Origin of the sequence: Streptomyces sp. NPDC001194, from assembly GCF_042896985.1 — a bacterium.
In the GTDB taxonomy this organism is placed as follows: domain Bacteria; phylum Actinomycetota; class Actinomycetes; order Streptomycetales; family Streptomycetaceae; genus Streptomyces.
This window is the reverse complement of sequence record NZ_JBIAXU010000015.1, coordinates 97,927-113,989: the sequence shown is the minus strand read 5'-3', so window position 1 is coordinate 113,989 and position 16,063 is coordinate 97,927. Positions and strand designations below refer to the sequence as shown.

16 protein-coding genes are annotated in these 16,063 nt (G+C 70.6%); 11 read left to right on the top strand and 5 right to left on the bottom strand.

The annotated features are described in order from the left end of the window. Nucleotide 1 precedes the first annotated feature (1 nt). A complete protein-coding gene (gene tkt, locus ACFY1T_RS26065; RefSeq protein WP_390790318.1) occupies nucleotides 2–2,089 on the bottom strand; it encodes a transketolase in 2,088 nt (695 codons plus the stop codon). 254 nt (nucleotides 2,090–2,343) lie between these two features. Between tkt and ACFY1T_RS26060 the strand changes: the two genes are divergently transcribed. From ACFY1T_RS26060 to ACFY1T_RS26050, 3 genes are all read left to right on the top strand, one after another. Continuing rightward, nucleotides 2,344–3,291 carry a heme o synthase gene (locus tag ACFY1T_RS26060; protein WP_078860104.1) on the top strand — a complete coding sequence of 316 codons (948 nt, stop codon included), beginning with the start codon at nucleotides 2,344–2,346 and terminating at the stop codon, nucleotides 3,289–3,291. 39 nt (nucleotides 3,292–3,330) lie between these two features. Beyond that, nucleotides 3,331–3,675: a hypothetical protein gene (locus ACFY1T_RS26055; RefSeq protein ID WP_390790317.1), complete on the top strand. Its 345-nt coding sequence runs from the start codon at nucleotides 3,331–3,333 to the stop codon at nucleotides 3,673–3,675. Between the two features lie 106 nt (nucleotides 3,676–3,781). Next, nucleotides 3,782–4,909, top strand: coding sequence for an amidohydrolase family protein (locus ACFY1T_RS26050; protein WP_390790316.1), 1,128 nt, complete (start codon nucleotides 3,782–3,784; stop codon nucleotides 4,907–4,909). A gap of 96 nt (nucleotides 4,910–5,005) precedes the next feature. Here ACFY1T_RS26050 and ACFY1T_RS26045 read toward each other — a convergent pair whose 3' ends face one another. The 4 genes from ACFY1T_RS26045 to ACFY1T_RS26030 form a co-directional block, all read right to left on the bottom strand. After that, nucleotides 5,006–5,995, bottom strand: a complete 990-nt coding sequence (locus ACFY1T_RS26045; protein WP_390790315.1) for a heme A synthase — start codon at nucleotides 5,993–5,995, stop codon at nucleotides 5,006–5,008. Nucleotides 5,996–5,999: 4 nt separating this feature from the next. Then, nucleotides 6,000–7,148 carry a hypothetical protein gene (locus tag ACFY1T_RS26040; protein WP_390790314.1) on the bottom strand — a complete coding sequence of 383 codons (1,149 nt, stop codon included), beginning with the start codon at nucleotides 7,146–7,148 and terminating at the stop codon, nucleotides 6,000–6,002. A gap of 84 nt (nucleotides 7,149–7,232) precedes the next feature. Continuing rightward, nucleotides 7,233–8,015: an ABC transporter permease gene (locus tag ACFY1T_RS26035; protein ID WP_390790313.1), complete on the bottom strand. Its 783-nt coding sequence runs from the start codon at nucleotides 8,013–8,015 to the stop codon at nucleotides 7,233–7,235. Beyond that, nucleotides 8,012–8,938, bottom strand: coding sequence for an ABC transporter ATP-binding protein (locus ACFY1T_RS26030; protein WP_390790312.1), 927 nt, complete (start codon nucleotides 8,936–8,938; stop codon nucleotides 8,012–8,014). The genes ACFY1T_RS26035 and ACFY1T_RS26030 overlap by 4 nt, the downstream gene beginning before the upstream one ends. A 510-nt stretch (nucleotides 8,939–9,448) precedes the next feature. Between ACFY1T_RS26030 and ACFY1T_RS26025 the strand changes: the two genes are divergently transcribed. The 8 genes from ACFY1T_RS26025 (at nucleotide 9,449) to ACFY1T_RS25990 (ending at nucleotide 16,051) form a co-directional block, all read left to right on the top strand. Further along, nucleotides 9,449–10,210 carry a helix-turn-helix transcriptional regulator gene (locus tag ACFY1T_RS26025; RefSeq protein ID WP_390790311.1) on the top strand — a complete coding sequence of 254 codons (762 nt, stop codon included), beginning with the start codon at nucleotides 9,449–9,451 and terminating at the stop codon, nucleotides 10,208–10,210. Next, nucleotides 10,207–11,622, top strand: coding sequence for a Fe-S cluster assembly protein SufB (gene sufB, locus ACFY1T_RS26020; protein WP_030858986.1), 1,416 nt, complete (start codon nucleotides 10,207–10,209; stop codon nucleotides 11,620–11,622). Before ACFY1T_RS26025 ends, sufB begins: the two co-directional genes overlap by 4 nt. A 77-nt stretch (nucleotides 11,623–11,699) precedes the next feature. Then, a complete protein-coding gene (gene sufD, locus ACFY1T_RS26015) occupies nucleotides 11,700–12,878 on the top strand; it encodes a Fe-S cluster assembly protein SufD (protein WP_390790310.1) in 1,179 nt (392 codons plus the stop codon). Then, nucleotides 12,878–13,195, top strand: coding sequence for a bifunctional 3-phenylpropionate/cinnamic acid dioxygenase ferredoxin subunit (locus ACFY1T_RS26010; protein ID WP_030858990.1), 318 nt, complete (start codon nucleotides 12,878–12,880; stop codon nucleotides 13,193–13,195). Before sufD ends, ACFY1T_RS26010 begins: the two co-directional genes overlap by 1 nt. Nucleotides 13,196–13,202: 7 nt before the next feature. Beyond that, nucleotides 13,203–13,967, top strand: a complete 765-nt coding sequence (sufC, locus tag ACFY1T_RS26005) for a Fe-S cluster assembly ATPase SufC (protein WP_030858992.1) — start codon at nucleotides 13,203–13,205, stop codon at nucleotides 13,965–13,967. Then, entirely contained in the window at nucleotides 13,964–15,220 is a 1,257-nt protein-coding gene (locus ACFY1T_RS26000; RefSeq protein WP_030858993.1) for a cysteine desulfurase, read from the top strand. The genes sufC and ACFY1T_RS26000 overlap by 4 nt, the downstream gene beginning before the upstream one ends. 22 nt (nucleotides 15,221–15,242) lie before the next feature. Then, a complete protein-coding gene (gene sufU / locus ACFY1T_RS25995) occupies nucleotides 15,243–15,707 on the top strand; it encodes a Fe-S cluster assembly sulfur transfer protein SufU (RefSeq protein ID WP_030858995.1) in 465 nt (154 codons plus the stop codon). Then, nucleotides 15,704–16,051 carry a metal-sulfur cluster assembly factor gene (locus ACFY1T_RS25990; RefSeq protein ID WP_030160393.1) on the top strand — a complete coding sequence of 116 codons (348 nt, stop codon included), beginning with the start codon at nucleotides 15,704–15,706 and terminating at the stop codon, nucleotides 16,049–16,051. The genes sufU and ACFY1T_RS25990 overlap by 4 nt, the downstream gene beginning before the upstream one ends. Nucleotides 16,052–16,063 lie beyond the last annotated feature (12 nt).

Below are 16,063 nucleotides of genomic sequence, written 5' to 3'. Positions count from 1 at the left end.
GTCAGCGCGCGGCGGCGGCGATGGAGTCCTTGGCGGCGGCGGTCACGGCCTCGGGGGTGAAGCCGAACTCGCGGAACAGCACCTTGGCGTCGGCCGAGGCACCGAAGTGCTCCAGCGAGACGATCCGGCCGGCGTCGCCGACGTAGCGGTGCCAGGTCAGGCCGATACCGGCCTCGACCGCCACGCGCGCCGTGACCGACGGCGGCAGGACGCTGTCCTTGTACGCCTGGTCCTGCTCCTCGAACCACTCGACGGACGGCATCGAGACCACGCGGGCCGGGATGCCCTCGGCCTGCAGCGCCTCGCGCGCGGCGACGGCGAGCTGGACCTCGGAGCCGGTGCCGATGAGGACGACCTGCGGCGCAGCGCCTTCCGCCTCGAAGAGCACGTACCCGCCCTTGGCCGCGTCCTCGTTGCGCTCGTACGTCGGAACGCCCTGGCGGGTCAGCGCCAGACCGTGCGGGGCGCCCTTGCCGAACACCTTGGTGTGACGGCGCAGGATCTCGCGCCAGGCGATCACGGTCTCGTTCGCGTCGGCCGGGCGGACCACGTTCAGGCCCGGGATGGCGCGCAGCGAGGCGAGGTGCTCGACCGGCTGGTGCGTCGGGCCGTCCTCGCCGAGGCCGATGGAGTCGTGCGTCCACACGTACGTCACCGGCACGTGCATCAGCGCGGACAGGCGGACGGCGTTGCGCATGTAGTCGGAGAACACCAGGAAGGTGCCGCCGTAGATGCGGGTGTGGCCGTGCAGCGCGATGCCGTTCATGGTCGCGGCCATGGCGTGCTCGCGGATGCCGTAGTGGACGGTGCGGCCGTACGGGTCGGCCTCCGGCAGCGGGTTGCCCTTCGGGAGGAAGGACGAGTGCTTGTCGATCGTGGTGTTGTTGGAGCCGGCCAGGTCGGCCGAGCCGCCCCACAGCTCCGGGATGACCGCGCCGAGGGCCTCGAGGACCTTGCCGGAGGCCGCGCGGGTGGCGATGCCCTTGCCGGTCTCGAAGGCGGGGAGCTCGTCCTCCCAGCCGGCGGGCAGCTCGTTGGCGTTGATGCGGTCGAACTCGGCGGCGCGCTCCGGGTTCGCGGTGCGCCAGGCGGAGAAGTCCTTCTCCCACGCGGCCTTGGCCTCGCGGCCGCGGTCCAGCGCCTTGCGGGTGTGCGCGAGGACCTCGGCGGAGACGTCGAAGCTCTTCTCCGGGTCGAAGCCGAGGACGCGCTTGGTGGCGGCGACCTCGTCGTCACCGAGGGCCGAGCCGTGCGAGGCCTCGGTGCCCTGGGCGTGCGGGGCCGGCCAGGCGATGATCGAGCGCATCGCGATGAAGGAGGGGCGGCCGGTCTCGGCCTTGGCCGCGGCCAGGGCCTCGAAGAGCGCCTTCGGGTCGAGGTCGCCGTTCGGCTGCTGCGCGACGCGCTGGACGTGCCAGCCGTACGCCTCGTACCGCTTGAGGGTGTCCTCGGAGACGGCCGTCTCGGTGTCGCCCTCGATGGAGATGTGGTTGTCGTCCCACAGCAGCACCAGGTTGCCGAGCTTCTGGTGGCCGGCCAGGGCGGACGCCTCGTGGGAGATGCCCTCCTGGAGGCAGCCGTCGCCCGCGATCGCGTAGACCATGTGGTCGAACGGGGAGGCGCCCTGGGCGGCCTCCGGGTCGAACAGGCCGCGCTCGTAGCGGGCGGCCATGGCCATGCCCACCGCGTTGGCGATGCCCTGGCCCAGCGGGCCGGTGGTGGTCTCGACGCCGGCCGTGTGGCCGTACTCCGGGTGGCCGGGGGTCTTGGAGCCCCAGGTGCGGAAGGCCTCGAGGTCGGCGAGCTCCAGGCCGAAGCCGCCGAGGTAGAGCTGGGTGTAGAGAGTGAGGGACGAGTGCCCCGCGGAGAGCACGAAACGGTCGCGGCCGACCCACTCGGGGTCCGCCGGGTCGTGCCGCATCACCTTCTGGAAGAGGGTGTACGCGGCGGGGGCCAGGCTCATCGCCGTACCGGGGTGGCCGTTACCCACCTTCTGGACGGCGTCGGCGGCCAGGATGCGGGCGGTGTCGACGGCCCGCTGGTCGAGATCGGTCCAGTCGAGCTCTGTGGTCGTCGGCTTGGTGCTCACCGTGGGTCAGGGCTCCTCTCCACATGTCTGTTACCCGGTGACGAACGGTGCACCGGCGCGATTCCGAGCCTACCCCCGTGACGGCGTGCAGCTATTCGAGTGCCCGCAGTCCGTCATGACGTCGGCGGTCCGATCGGACCAACACGAGGCGACCCCCGCGCAGGGCGACGTAAGTGCAACGTCTACAGTGGCGTGGTACGTGCGAGCCTTCAGCGGACCTTTATGTCCGGAGCTTGCTGGTTTCTCTGTCAGGGGTGTGCGTGACGGCCGTCGAATCCCGTCCAGCGGGGGTGCTCGGGACGAGCCCCGGTCACCGGCCGTTCGGGGCCCGGGTCATGGCTTTCGTGGCTTTGACCAAGCCGCGGATCATCGAACTTCTGCTGATCACCACAGTGCCGGTGATGTTCCTCGCCGAACAGGGCGTGCCGTCGCTGTGGCTGGTCCTCGCCACCTGCTTCGGCGGGTACTTGTCCGCGGGCGGCGCCAACGCGCTGAACATGTACATCGACCGCGACATCGACGCGTTGATGGACCGCACCGCGCAGCGGCCGCTGGTGACCGGCATGGTGAGCCCGCGCGAGTGCCTCGCCTTCGGCATCACGCTCGCGGTGGTCTCCACCCTGTTCTTCGGGCTGCTCGTCAACTGGCTGTCGGCCGCGCTCGCCCTCGGTGCACTCCTCTTCTACGTCGTCGTCTACACGATGCTGCTGAAGCGGCGCACCGCGCAGAACATCGTCTGGGGCGGCATCGCGGGCTGCATGCCGGTGCTCATCGGCTGGTCGGCCGTCAAGAACGAGGTCTCCTGGGCCGCCGTCATCCTCTTCCTCGTCATCTTCTTCTGGACGCCGCCGCACTATTGGCCGCTGTCCATGAAGGTGAAGGAGGACTACGCGCGCGTCGGCGTGCCGATGCTGCCGGTCGTGGCGGGCAACCAGGCCGTGGCGCGCCAGATCGTCCTCTACAGCTGGGTGATGGTCGCGGTCTCGCTGCTCCTCACCCCGCTGGGGTACACCGGCTGGTTCTACACGGCGGTCGCGCTGGCGGCCGGCGGCTGGTGGCTGTGGGAGGCGCACGCGCTGCACGCGCGGGCCAAGGCGGGAGTGACGGGCGGCAAGCTCAAGGAGATGCGCCTGTTCCACTGGTCCATCACCTACGTGTCGCTGCTGTTCGTGGCGGTGGCGGTGGACCCGTTCCTCCGCTGACGCTTCCTCCGTTCATTACCCGCCGGTAGCATGCTGTCCATGGCAGACACCACGGCGGACACCGCAGACAAGAAGCAGGACCGGAAGGCCGCGAAGCTGGCCCGTCAGATCGGAGCGTTCGCCAAGCACCACGGCGGCGCCGAGGGCCAGATCGCGCACATCGGCCAGGCCGGCACCCGGATCGTCCTCGTCGGCACGGACGGCGGCTGGGGCGACCTGGTGGCCCCGACGTACTCGGTGGCCCGGCTGGCCGCCGAGAAGGCCGGCCTGACCCTCCACGAGGAGTTCGACGGCGAGTTCGCCGCGCGCGTCAAGACAGGTCCGTACGAGTGGTCCCGGATGGCCGGCATCCAGCTCGGCGGGGCGGCGAACCCGGCCGCCTGACCGTGACGGTGGCCGCTCGGTCAACAGCGCGAGCAACACCTCACACCCCGCTCACCCGTTAGGACGTGTGGAAGCCCCTTCCTCACGTCCGCAACGGGATGCCCGGATGATCGAAACGCCGCCCCTGGTGGACCAGTACTGCCACGGAGTGCTCCGCACGGAGCTGGGCCTCGGCACCTTCGAGGCCCAGCTGATCCGCTCGGCCGGCCCGCCCGCCGCCGGGACCACCTTCTTCGACACCCAGACCGGTTTCGCGGTGCGCCGCTGGTGTCCGCCGCTGCTCGGGCTGGAGCCGCACTGCGCCCCCGCCCGGTACCTGGCCCGGCGGCGCGAGCTGGGCGTGGTGGAGTCCGGGCGCAGGCTGCTGCGGGGCTCCGGAGTCGCCGCCTATCTGGTCGACACGGGAGCGCCCGGCGACCTCACCGTCCCCAAGGAGCTGGCGCTCGCGGGGGACGCCGACGCCTTCGAGGTCGTACGGCTGGAGCTGCTCGCCGAGCAGGTAGCCGACACCTCCGGCACGGTCCCGGCCTTCCTCGCCAACCTCGCCGGGGCCGTCCACCACGCCGCCGCGGGGGCCGTGGCCTTCACCTGCGGTGCGGACGCGGGGTACCCGGCGGTGCTGGGGCAGGCCCCCGAGCCGCCCGGTCCGGGGGAGGTGCGGGGGGCGGCCGGCCGGTGGCTGGCCCGGCGCGTCAAGGGCGGGGCCGTACGGGACCCCGTACTCCTGAGGCACCTGCTGTGGAGCGCGGTGGCGACCGGGCTGCCGCTCCAGCTGCACACCGGGGCGGGTGCGGGGGAGCCGGGGCAGCGTCCGGAGCAGGCCGATCCGGCGTTGCTGACGGATTTCGTACGGGCCACCGCGGGGCTCGGGACCCGGCTGGTGCTGCTCGGCGGATACCCCTACCACCGGCACGCCGCCCAGCTGGCGGCGGCCTTCCCGCACGTCCACGCCGACCTGGGCGGGGCGCTCGGGCAGAGCGGCGCACGGGCGGCGGGGGTGCTGGCCGAGGTGCTGGAGCTGGCTCCGTTCGGCAAGCTGCTGTTCTCCAGCGGCGGGCGCCGGCTGCCCGAACTGCACGCGGTGGGCGCCCTGGTGTTCCGGGAGGCGCTGGGCCGGGTGCTGGGCGGCTGGGTCGGCGAGGGCGCCTGGTCCTGGCGGGACGCCGAACGGGTGGCGGCGATGGTCGCGGCGGGCAATGCCCGCCGCGTCTACCGGCTGGACGAACGCGGGTGAGCGGCGCGGGGCCGGGGCCCTGTGGGGTGTCCGCAAAGTCCCGCCTGCCCCGCGGTCCGGGCGGACGGCGCTACTTTGGGGACACGCCCTGGCGGCTCAGACCGCGGAGAGCTGCGGGTCGTTCTGCGCCGGGATCTCCGCCTGCGTCGCGGGCCGCTCCCGCAGGCTGAGCGCCATGCGGAGCACGGCGATCCAGACGAGGCAGGAGCCGAGCATGTGCGCGGCGACCAGGGCCTCGGGGACGTGGGTGAAGTACTGGACGTAGCCGATGCCGCCCTGCGCGAGGAGCACGACCAGCAGGTCGCGGGCGCGGGCCCGGGTGTCGGCCGGCGCGTCGACCACGCGCAGCACCAGCCACATGGCCACGGCGAGCGCGCACACCACCCAGGCGGAGATCGCGTGGACGTGGGCGGTGGCCGCCCAGTCGAACGGCATCCGCTTGATCTCGCTGCTGTCGCCCGCGTGCGGACCGGAGCCGGTGACCACCGTGCCCGCCGCGATCAGCACCAGGGTGGTCGCGATCAGGGCCCAGGAGAGCTTGCGCACGGGGCCCGGGACGCGCGGCTTCGCCGCCGTGTCGCCCTCGCGGGTGCGCTGCCAGGTGACCGTCGTGACCGTGATCAGCGAGGTGGCGAGCAGGAAGTGCCCGGCCACGCTGTACGGGTTGAGCCCCGTCAGGACGGTGATGCCGCCGAGGACCGCGTTGCCCATCACGATGAAGAACTGGAGCCAGCCGAGCTTCGTCAGCGAACGGCGCCACGGCTTGGCCGAGCGGGCCGCGACGATGCTCCAGCCAACGGCCGCGCAGAGCACGTACGTCAGCATGCGGTTGCCGAACTCGATCGCCCCGTGGAAGCCCTGCTCCTGGGTCACGATCAGGCTGTCGTCGGTGCACTTGGGCCAGGTGTCGCAGCCGAGACCGGATCCGGTCAGCCGTACCGCGCCACCGGTGACGACGATGAGCACGCTCATGACGAGCGCGGCGAGTGCGGCCCGCCGGACGGTCCGGGGTGACGGGGTCCAGCGGTTGGCGATGAAGGCGAGAGGGGTCAACACGGCCCTTATCGTACGCGGAGCCTTGTGCAAACTTTCACGAGGGGGTGTCCGCAGGCCTGCCCGGAGCGGTGTCGGGCCCCGCCGCCGCGTGGAACCGGGCTCCCGCCGGGTCGCCCTCCTCGTGCCACCACACGCGGACGCGCCAAGGGGCCCCGTCCCCCGGGTAGTCGGCGGACGCCATGAACCCGCGTATCAATTCGTTGCCTATGTCCTCTGCTGTCCTGTTTCTTACTTCTGTTCCGCTGTGCCACGGATGTGCCTTTACGTTCCACAGTCCGTCAGGACCGCGCACCTCGAAGCGCCACACGGCGAGCCAGGGGGTGACCTCCAGCATCGTGCCCACCTGTTCTGCGCCCAGGCTCAGCCGGGCCGCGATCTCGGGCTCGGCCACGCCCTGGATCCGGGCCGCCACCACGGCCTGGGGCAGCAGGGGTTCGGGCAGCAGGCCCTGTGCGCGCAAGCTCACCAGGGAGTCGAAGGACAGGAAGCGCAGCCGCAGTTCGAGCTGGCGGCCGATGTGGTCGAGGGCCTCTTCCGCCTCCTGGGCCTCCTCCGCGCCGGGGGCCGCGCGCAGCAGCCTGCGGAAACCCCCCTCCGCGTCCACCGCCCACGCCACCGCCTCCTCGGCGGAGCCCAGCTCCGCGAGGCGGTCCCCGAGGAACACCTTGGCCTGCGCGAGACCGCGCCGGTTGACCGGATCCCGCTGGTCCAGGCCCGCCCACACCTCGACCGCGGCCCGGGTCAGGTCCAGGGCGCGCTCGCCCGCCGCCCGCTCCATCGCGCTCGGGCCGGACTCGGCCTCCGTGCCGAGCGGGTGCCGGGGCAGCCGTGCCCCGTCGCTCAGCGGCCAGGAGAGCCAGACCCCCTGGTTGATCAGGCCCCGGGCGTACCAGCGGGCGTACTCGGGGGCGTGCCCGGCCGCCTGCCGCGCATGCCGCAGCCCCTCCTCGACGGCCGAGAGGGCGCCGGCCCGGTCACCGCCGGCGAAGCGCCGGGCCGCCAGGTCGCCCAGGCGCAGGCCGAGCCGCGCCGCGCACTCCGGATCCGTGCGCGCCGGTTCGCGCAGCGCGCCGATCAGCTCCGTCAGCAGGGCCTCGGCCTCGGCCGGCGCCGCCCGTGCGGCACCCGAGCGGACCTGTGCCCATTGCGCGTCCAGCCGTAGAACGTCTTCCCGTTGCGCCATGCCCGCCCCCCGGCGTTCTGGTGTGCACCGCCCCCGCGGGGCGGCGCCCATCCTCCTGCCGGGCCAACGTACGGGGGAGGGGATTCACTCCCAGCGGAACAGCTTCGCGGCGGCGCCGAGTCCGAGGACGGCCCATGCGGCCAGGACGGCCACGTCCCCCCACGGCAGGCCGGAGCCGTGCCGGAGCACCTCGCGCAGTCCGTCGGACAGCGCCGAGATCGGCAGCAGTCCCAGTGCGGACTGCACGGCTCCGGGGAACTTCTCCATCGGCACGATCACTCCGCCGCCGACCAGCAGCAGCAGGAACACCAGGTTGGCGGCGGCCAGCGTGGCCTCGGCCCTGAGGGTGCCCGCCATCAGCAGCCCGAGCCCGGAGAAGGCGGCGGTGCCCAGCAGGACCAGCGCGGCGACCGCGAGCGGGTTGCCGTGCGGGGACCAGCCCAGCGCGAGGGCGATCACCGTCAGCAGCGCGATCTGGAGCACCTCGGTGACCAGCACGGACAGCGTCTTGGCGGACATCAGGGCCCAGCGCGGCAGCGGCGAGGCGCCGAGCCGCTTGAGCACCCCGTAGCGGCGGTCGAAGCCGGTGGCGATGGCCTGCCCGGTGAAGGCGGTGGACATCACGGCCAGCGCGAGGATGCCCGGCGCGAGGAAGTCCACGGACTTCTCGGCTCCCCCCTGTTCAAGGGGGACGGTGACGATGTCGACGGCGGAGAACAGGACCAGCAGCAGCGCCGGGATGATCACGGTCAGCAGCAGCTGCTCCCCGTTGCGCAGCAGCATCCGGGTCTCCAGCGCCGTCTGCGCCAGGATCATCCGGGACACGGGTGCGGCCCCCGGGGCGGGGGTGAACGTACCGGCGCTCATGCGCGCAGCTCCTTGCCCGTGAGTTCCAGAAAGACGTCTTCGAGGCTGTGCCGTTCCACCGAGAGGCTGTTCGGCATGACCCCGTGCTGGGCGCACCAGGAGGCGACGGTGGCCAGCAGCTGCGGGTCCACGGCGCCGGTGACCCGGTAGACACCGGCGGTGAGCTCGGCGGCCTCGGTGCCGTCGGGCAGCGCCTTCAGCAGCGAGCCGAGGTCGAGGGCGGGCCGCCCGGTGAAGCGCAGGGTGTTCTCGGCGCCGCCGCGGCACAGCTGCTCGGGGCTGCCGTGGGCGATGACCCGGCCGGAGTCGACGATGGCGACCTCGTCCGCCAGCTGCTCGGCCTCGTCCATGTGGTGGGTGGTGAGGACGACGGCGACCCCGTCGGCGCGCAGTTCCCGTACGAGGTCCCAGGTCGCCCGGCGGGCCTGCGGGTCGAGTCCCGCGGTCGGCTCGTCCAGGAAGACCAGCTCGGGGCGGCCGACCACGGCCATGGCCAGGGCCAGGCGCTGCTGCTGGCCGCCGGAGAGGCGGCGGTAGGCGGTGCGGCCGCAGCCGCCGAGCCCGAGCCGCTCGACCAGGGTGTCCACGTCGAGCGGGTGGGCGTACAGCTTGGCCATGTGGCGCAGCATCTCCACGGCCCGGGCACCGGAGTAGACCCCGCCGGACTGGAGCATCACGCCGATCCGCGGGCGCAGCGCCTCGGCCTGGGCGACGGGGTCGAGGCCGAGGACGCGGACGGTGCCGGCGTCGGGGCGGAGGTAGCCCTCGCAGGTCTCCACGGTGGTGGTCTTGCCCGCGCCGTTGGGGCCGAGGACGGCGGTGACCGAGGCCTTGCGGACGGTGAGGTCGAGACCGTCCACCGCTGTCTTGGGCCCGTACCGCTTCACCAGTCCGCGGATCTCCACGGCGGGGTCGTTGCTCATGCGGGTGAGTCTACGGAGCCGGGGAGGGGGTCCTTGGTCCCGGGGTCGAAGGGTTACGGACCTGCGCATTCATGACTTTTCGGTCGGTTCGGGGCGCGGTGGTGCGGCAGGCGGAGGGTCCGCTCTCCGCGCCCCGGGCGCGGGCCGGACGCGGGCCGGTCGCGGCCGAGATCTTCGCGTTCAGGCTGCCGGCGGCCGTTTTCATGGCCGTCGGATTCGAACACCGAGTCGCGAACGTGGCTCTTTTCAGTCGTGCGGCCCTGGAGGGCCCATCCGGTTTCAGTGACCTTTTCCGCAACCTGATGTTCACCGCTCCCGGAACCGCCGCCGGCGGAGGATTGCTGGTAGGAGCGTTGCGCCGGTTCACAGGAGGGGTCGGCGGGATCGCGGATGATTCCCGTCCGTTTAACTCTCCGTAGATAAATTAGGTAACCCTTAGTGATAGAGGCCACCTGGAGTGGCCCCGGTCACGGCTTGTCGGGGCTCGACTAATTACGCAACAATGGCGTTGTGAAATACGGCGAACGGATGATCGAGACCCCCCAGGGGGAACTCGCTACCGGGGAGCGGTCAACCCGCAACCGGGTCGCGCGCTCCATCCTGGACCACGGTCCCTCGACCGTCGCCGACCTCGCAGCGCGTCTCGGCCTCACCCAGGCCGCCGTCCGCCGCCACCTCGACACGCTCGTCGCCGACGACGTGGTCGAGCCCCGTGAGCAGCGCGTCTACGGTGCGCGCACCCGGGGCCGGCCCGCCAAGGTCTTCGCGCTGACCGACTGCGGCCGCGACGCGTTCGACCAGTCCTACGACTCGCTCGCCGCGGACGCACTGCGCTGGATCGCGCAGGCCGCCGGCGGGGGCGAGCAGGGAGAGGCGGCCGTCGCCGCCTTCGCCAGGGCGCGGATGGACGCGCAGGCCGAGACCTACCGGGAAAGCCTGGACGCCGCCGCCCCCGCGGAACGCACCGAGGCCCTTGCCAAGGCGTTGACCGCGGACGGGTACGCTGCTACGGCGAAGAGCGCTCCCGGTCCGCACAGCGGTGAACAGCTCTGCCAGCACCACTGCCCGGTCGCCCATGTCGCCGAGCAGTTCCCGCAGCTCTGCGAGGCGGAGACCGAGGTCTTCTCCCGCCTGCTCGGGACGCATGTGCAGCGCCTCGCCACGATCGCCCACGGCGACGGGGTGTGCACCACCTTCATCCCGCGAGGCGCGGGCACCACACAGAACGACACATCAGCATCTGCCAGCACGGCCGGGAGGAACCCCGCATGACCACGGAGACTGCTCACCCTGAGCTTGAGGGTCTGGGCAACTACGAGTACGGCTGGGCCGACTCCGACGCGGCCGGCTCGGCTGCCAAGCGAGGCCTGTCGGAGGACGTCGTCCGCGACATCTCGGCGAAGAAGAACGAGCCCGAGTGGATGCTGAAGCTCCGCCTCAAGGGCCTCAAGCTCTTCGGCAAGAAGCCCATGCCGACCTGGGGCTCCGACCTGTCGGGCATCGACTTCGACAACATCAAGTACTTCGTGCGTTCCACCGAGAAGCAGGCCGCTTCGTGGGAGGACCTGCCCGAGGACATCAAGAACACGTACGACAAGCTCGGCATCCCCGAGGCGGAGAAGCAGCGCCTCGTCGCCGGTGTCGCGGCCCAGTACGAGTCCGAGGTCGTCTACCACCAGATCCGCGAGGACCTGGAGGAGCAGGGCGTCATCTTCCTCGACACGGACACCGCGCTCAAGGAGCACCCGGAGCTCTTCCAGGAGTACTTCGGCACGGTCATCCCGGTCGGCGACAACAAGTTCGCGTCGCTGAACACCGCCGTGTGGTCGGGCGGCTCGTTCATCTACGTGCCCAAGGGCGTCAAGGTCGACATCCCGCTCCAGGCCTACTTCCGCATCAACACGGAGAACATGGGCCAGTTCGAGCGGACGCTGATCATCGTCGACGAGGACGCCTACGTCCACTACGTCGAGGGCTGCACCGCCCCGATCTACTCCTCGGACTCGCTGCACAGCGCCGTGGTCGAGATCATCGTGAAGAAGGGCGGCCGCTGCCGCTACACGACGATCCAGAACTGGTCGAACAACGTCTACAACCTGGTCACCAAGCGCGCCGTGGCGTACGAGGGCGCGACCATGGAGTGGATCGACGGCAACATCGGTTCCAAGGTCACCATGAAGTACCCGGCCGTCTACCTGATGGGCGAGCACGCCAAGGGCGAGACCCTGTCCATCGCCTTCGCGGGCGAGGGCCAGCACCAGGACGCCGGCTCCAAGATGGTCCACATGGCGCCGAACACCTCCTCGAACATCGTCTCCAAGTCGGTGGCGCGCGGCGGCGGCCGCACCTCGTACCGCGGTCTGGTCGAGATCGGCGAGGGCGCCCACGGCTCCAAGTCGAACGTGCTCTGCGACGCGCTCCTGGTCGACACGATCTCCCGCTCGGACACGTACCCGTACGTGGACGTCCGCGAGGACGACGTCTCCATGGGCCACGAGGCGACCGTCTCCAAGGTCTCGGACGACCAGCTCTTCTACCTGATGAGCCGCGGCATGACCGAGTTCGAGGCCATGGCCATGATCGTGCGCGGGTTCGTCGAGCCGATCGCGCGCGAGCTGCCCATGGAGTACGCGCTGGAGCTCAACCGGCTGATCGAGCTGCAGATGGAGGGCTCGGTCGGTTAATCCCCGACCGCCCCGGATCCGCAGCAATTCTTTGACGTAGACCGTGTTCTTTTAAGAGAGCGAGCAAGACGACAGCCATGGCTGAGGCTCAGAACATTCCGGCCGGTTCGACCACGGCCGGCGCGATCGCGGTGGCCGCCGAGTCCACCGTCGCCACCCGGATGAGCGCACCCCCGTCCTTCGACGTGGCGGACTTCCCCGTCCCCCACGGCCGCGAGGAGGAGTGGCGGTTCACCCCGCTGGCGCGCCTGCGTGGTCTGCACGACGGCACCGCGGTCGCGGACGGCACCATGAAGGCCCAGATCGACGCGCCCGAGGGCGTCACCGTCGAGTCGGTGGAGCGCGGCGACGCGCGCATCGGCAAGGCCGGCACCCCCGTGGACCGGATCGCCGCCCAGGCGTTCTCGTCCTTCGCCAAGGCCACGGTCGTCACCGTGCCCAAGGAGGCCGTCCTGACCGAGCCGGTGCGCGTCTCGCTGCACGGCGAGGGCGGCACGACCTTCGGCCACACCGTCTTCGACGTGCAGGCCTTCGCCGAGGCCGTCATCGTCATCGACCACACCGGTGACGGCGTGCGCGCCGCCAACGTCGACTTCCTCGTCGGCGACGGCGCGAAGCTCACCGTCGTCTCCGTGCAGGACTGGGACGACACCGCCGTCCACTGCTCCCAGCACAACGCGCTGATCGGCCGCGACGCGACCTACAAGTCGATCGTGGTCACCTTCGGCGGCGACCTCGTACGCCTGCACCCGCGGGTCAGCTACGCGGGCCCCGGCGGCGAGGCCGAGCTCCTCGGCCTGTACTTCACCGACGCCGACCAGCACCAGGAGCACCGCCTCCTGGTCACGCACGACGCCCCGCACTGCAAGTCGCACGTGGTCTACAAGGGCGCCCTGCAGGGCGAGGGCGCGCACGCCGTCTGGATCGGCGACGTCCTCATCGAGAAGAGCGCCGAGGGCACCGACACCTACGAGATGAACCGCAACCTCGTCCTGACGGACGGCGCGCGGGTCGACTCGGTGCCGAACCTGGAGATCGAGACCGGCGAGATCGTCGGCGCCGGCCACGCCTCCGCCACCGGCCGCTTCGACGACGAGCAGCTCTTCTACCTCCAGGCGCGCGGCATCCCGGCCGACGAGGCCCGGCGCCTGGTCGTGCGCGGCTTCTTCGCCGAGCTCGTCCAGCAGATCGGTGTCGACGACATCGAGGAGCGCCTGCTCGCCAAGATCGAGACCGAGCTCGAGGCGTCCGTCTGATGACCTACGTCAAGGCCTGCGCGCTGAGCGAGCTGGAGGAGAACACCCCGAAGCGGGTGGAACTCGACGGCACGCCGGTGTCCATCGTCTCCACCGAGGGGGAGGTGTTCGCGATCAACGACATCTGCTCGCACGCGAACGTCTCGCTCTCGGAGGGCGAGGTCGAGGACTGCATGATCGAGTGCTGGCTGCACGGGTCCTCGTTCGACCTGCGCACCGGCAAGCCGTCCGGTCTGCCCGCGACCCGCCCGGTTCCCGTATACCCCGTAAAGATCGAAGGGGGCGACGTGCTCGTCTCCCTCACCCAGGAGTCCTGAGGTATCCATGGCAACGCTTGAAATCCACGACCTGCACGTCTCCGTCGAGGCCGAGAACGGCGCCCGCGAGATCCTCAAGGGTGTCGACCTCACCGTCAAGGCCGGCGAGACGCACGCCATCATGGGTCCGAACGGCTCCGGCAAGTCCACGCTGGCGTACTCGCTCGCCGGTCACCCGAAGTACACCATCACCGGTGGCACCGTGACCCTCGACGGCGAAGACGTCCTGGAGATGTCCGTCGACGAGCGCGCCCGCGCCGGCGTCTTCCTCGCCATGCAGTACCCGGTCGAGGTCCCCGGCGTCTCGGTCTCCAACTTCCTGCGCACATCGGCCACCGCCATCCGCGGCGAGGCCCCGAAGCTGCGCACCTGGGTGAAGGAGGTCAAGTCCGCGATGGAGCAGCTCCAGATGGACCCGGCCTTCGCCGAGCGCAACGTCAACGAGGGCTTCTCCGGCGGTGAGAAGAAGCGCCACGAGATCCTGCAGCTGGAGCTCCTCAAGCCGAAGATCGCGATCCTCGACGAGACCGACTCCGGCCTCGACGTCGACGCCCTGCGCATCGTCTCCGAGGGCGTCAACCGCGTCCGCGAGAGCGGCGAGGTCGGCACCCTGCTGATCACCCACTACACGCGCATCCTGCGCTACATCAAGCCCGACTTCGTTCACGTGTTCGCGAACGGCCGCATCGCCGAGTCCGGTGGCGCCGAGCTGGCGGACCAGCTGGAGGCCGAGGGCTACGACAAGTACGTGAAGGGTGGCGCAACCGCGTGACACAGCTGCCTGGCCTCCTCGACATCGAGGCGATCCGCAAGGACTTCCCCCTTCTGGATCGTGTGGTCCACGACGGGAAGAAGATCGTTTACCTGGACAACGCGGCGACCTCGCAGAAGCCGCGCCAGGTGCTCGACGCGCTGAACGAGTACTACGAGCAGCACAACGCCAACGTCCACCGCGGCGTGCACGTGCTCGCCGAGGAGGCCACGGCGCTGTACGAGGGCGCCCGCGACAAGGTCGCCGCCTTCATCAACGCGCCGAGCCGCGACGAGGTGATCTTCACCAAGAACGCCTCGGAGTCGCTCAACCTGGTCGCGAACATGCTCGGCTGGGCGGACGAGCCCTACCGGGTCGACCGCGAGACCGAGATCGCCATCACGGAGATGGAGCACCACTCCAACATCGTCCCGTGGCAGCTGCTCTCGCAGCGCACCGGCGCGAAGCTGAAGTGGTTCGGCCTCACCGACGACGGCCGGCTCGACCTGTCCAACATCGAAGAGGTCATCACGGAGAAGACGAAGATCGTCTCCTTCACGCTGGTCTCCAACATCATGGGCACGATCAACCCGGTCGAGGCGATCGTCCGGCGCGCGCAGGAGGTCGGCGCGCTGGTGCTGATCGACGCCTCGCAGGCCGCTCCGCACATGCCGCTGGACGTGCAGGCGCTCGGCGCCGACTTCGTGGCCTTCACCGGCCACAAGATGTGCGGCCCGACCGGCATCGGCGTGCTCTGGGGCCGGCAGGAGCTCCTGGAGGACCTGCCCCCGTTCCTCGGCGGCGGCGAGATGATCGAGACCGTGTCGATGCACGCCTCGACGTACGCCCCGGCGCCCCACAAGTTCGAGGCGGGCACGCCCCCGATCGCCCAGGCCGTCGGCCTCGGCGCGGCCGTGGACTACCTCACCGCGATCGGCATGGACAAGATCGCCGCGCACGAGCACGCGATCACCGAGTACGCGGTGAAGCGACTGCTGGAGGTCCCCGACCTGCGGATCATCGGCCCCACCACGGCCGAGGACCGCGGCGCCGCGATCTCCTTCACGCTCGGTGACATCCACCCCCACGACGTGGGCCAGGTCCTGGACGAGCAGGGCATCGCGGTCCGCGTGGGACACCACTGCGCGCGCCCGGTCTGCCTGCGCTACGGAATTCCCGCGACCACGCGAGCGTCTTTCTACCTGTACTCCTCTCCGGCCGATGTCGACGCGCTGATCGACGGGCTGGAGCACGTACGGAACTTCTTCGGCTGACGAGGGCGACGAGGACGACGCAGTGAAGCTGGATTCGATGTACCAGGAACTGATCCTGGACCACTACAAGCACCCGCACGGGCGTGGCCTGCGCGACGGCGATGCCGAGGTGCACCACGTCAACCCGACGTGCGGCGACGAGATCACGCTGCGCGTGAAGTACGACGGCGAGACGCTCACCGACGTCTCGTACGAGGGCCAGGGCTGCTCCATCAGCCAGGCCAGCGCGTCCGTGCTGAACGAGCTGCTCGTCGGCAAGGAGCTGGCCGAGGCGCAGAAGATCCAGGGCGTGTTCCTGGAGATGATGCAGTCGAAGGGCAAGATCGAGCCCGACGAGGCCATGGAGGAGGTGCTGGAGGACGCGGTCGCGTTCGTCGGCGTCTCCAAGTACCCGGCTCGCGTGAAGTGTGCTCTGCTGAGCTGGATGGCCTGGAAGGACGCGACCGCCCAGGCACTGGGCGACGGCGCGGAGAGGAAGACGGCATGACCGAGAACGCGACGCCCGCCGAGGCGTCGATCAAGCCGGCCACCGAGGAGGAGGTCCGCGAGGCCCTCTACGACGTGGTCGACCCCGAGCTGGGCATCGACGTCGTCAACCTGGGCCTGATCTACGGCATCCACATCGACGACGCGAACATCGCCACCCTCGACATGACGCTGACCTCGGCGGCCTGCCCGCTGACGGACGTCATCGAGGACCAGGCGAAGTCGGCGACGGACGGCATCGTGAGCGAGCTCCGGATCAACTGGGTCTGGATGCCGCCGTGGGGCCCCGACAAGATCACGGACGACGGCCGCGAGCAGCTGCGCGCGCTCGGCTTCAACGTCTGAGCGTCCGAGCGT

Coding starts and splice junctions, on each gene's coding strand:
- ACFY1T_RS26055 (WP_390790317.1), top strand. CDS start 3,331: ATGGCAGACACCACGGCGGACACCGCAGACAAGAAGCAGGACCGGAAG.
- sufB (WP_030858986.1), top strand. CDS start 10,207: ATGACCACGGAGACTGCTCACCCTGAGCTTGAGGGTCTGGGCAACTAC.
- sufC (WP_030858992.1), top strand. CDS start 13,203: ATGGCAACGCTTGAAATCCACGACCTGCACGTCTCCGTCGAGGCCGAG.
- ACFY1T_RS26010 (WP_030858990.1), top strand. CDS start 12,878: ATGACCTACGTCAAGGCCTGCGCGCTGAGCGAGCTGGAGGAGAACACC.
- ACFY1T_RS26040 (WP_390790314.1), bottom strand. CDS start 7,148: ATGGCGCAACGGGAAGACGTTCTACGGCTGGACGCGCAATGGGCACAG.
- ACFY1T_RS26030 (WP_390790312.1), bottom strand. CDS start 8,938: ATGAGCAACGACCCCGCCGTGGAGATCCGCGGACTGGTGAAGCGGTAC.
- ACFY1T_RS25990 (WP_030160393.1), top strand. CDS start 15,704: ATGACCGAGAACGCGACGCCCGCCGAGGCGTCGATCAAGCCGGCCACC.
- ACFY1T_RS26035 (WP_390790313.1), bottom strand. CDS start 8,015: ATGAGCGCCGGTACGTTCACCCCCGCCCCGGGGGCCGCACCCGTGTCC.
- ACFY1T_RS26050 (WP_390790316.1), top strand. CDS start 3,782: ATGATCGAAACGCCGCCCCTGGTGGACCAGTACTGCCACGGAGTGCTC.
- sufD (WP_390790310.1), top strand. CDS start 11,700: ATGGCTGAGGCTCAGAACATTCCGGCCGGTTCGACCACGGCCGGCGCG.